General features: G+C 54.0%; 1 protein-coding gene. It reads left to right on the top strand.

The annotated features are described in order from the left end of the window. Positions 1-74 precede the first annotated feature (74 nt). A protein-coding gene (locus tag MWU64_RS15340; RefSeq protein WP_247065350.1) for an IS3 family transposase occupies positions 75-1186 on the top strand; the annotation gives its coding sequence in 2 pieces (ribosomal slippage) (positions 75-336 and positions 336-1186; 1113 coding nt in all). The last annotated feature ends 16 nt before the right edge of the window (positions 1187-1202 follow it).

The following is a 1202-nucleotide window of genomic DNA, read 5'->3' as shown; positions in this document are numbered from 1 at the left end:
TGTAAACATCCCCTAAAATCGGTGCATGCGTAATTAGAGTTCTCCGGCCTACAATGAGGCAAACGGAGAACGACATGAAGAAATCACGGTACAGCGAGTCACAGATCGTCAAGATCCTGAAGGAGGTCGAGGGCGGCCGCCTGGTTAAGGAAGTCTGCCGGGAATACGGCATCTCCGATGCGACCTACTACAACTGGAAATCCAAGTACGGGGGCATGGAGGCCTCTGATGTGAAGCGCCTCAAAGAGTTGGAAGAGGAAAACCGCCGGCTGAAGCAGATGTATGCCGAGCTGAGCCTGGATCACAAACTGCTGAAGGATGTGATCGAAAAAAAGCTGTAAAGCCAGCCGTTCGACGAGAACTGGTGGATTACCTCAAGCAGGCTCACGGCGTCAGCATTCGCAGAGCCTGCCGAATCGCTGGCATCAGTGACTCTGTGTACCGGTATCGGCCGGACACCTCCCGGGATGAACCGGTGATTGCAGCGCTTCAAAGCGCGACTGAGCGCTATCCCGCCTACGGTTTCAGCAAACTGTTCAAAGTGCTGCGACGCTGGGGGCACGGATGGAATCACAAGCGGGTACACCGGCTGTATTGCACACTCAACCTGAACAAACGACGACGGGGCAAGAAACGACTCCCGACACGAAACCCGGAGCCCTTGAGCGTGCCAGTCACCGTTAATCGATGCTGGTCCATGGACTTCATGAGCGACAGTCTGTTCTGTGGTCGCCGGTTCCGCACCTTCAACGTGGTGGACGATTTTAACCGGGAGGTACTGGCTATCGAGATTGACCTGAACCTGCCAGCACCGAGGGTCATACGGGTTCTGGAACGCATCATTGCTTGGCGAGGTTACCCGGCAAAACTACGCATGGATAACGGTCCTGAATTCATCTCGATTGCCTTGGCAGATTGGGCTGAGCAACACGGTATCGAGCTGGAGTTTATAAAGCCGGGCACACCCACTCAGAATTCGTATGTTGAGCGCTTCAATCGGACTTATCGGGACGAGATCCTGAACATGTATGTCTTCCGGAACCTAACCGAAGTCCGAGAACTGACCGAATCCTGGATGACGGAATACAACGATGAGCGTCCCCACGATTCACTGGAAGACCTGACGCCATGGGAATACCTGGCGAAACACCAACGGGCGGAAAACTCTAATCAGCGGTGCAACTAAAACAGGGATGTTTACA

This window comes from Marinobacter sp. S0848L (assembly GCF_023016065.1).
In the GTDB taxonomy this organism is placed as follows: Bacteria; Pseudomonadota; Gammaproteobacteria; order Pseudomonadales; family Oleiphilaceae; genus Marinobacter.
The sequence above is the reverse complement of the archived record's forward strand: the minus strand, read 5'-3'. Positions and strand labels throughout refer to the sequence as shown.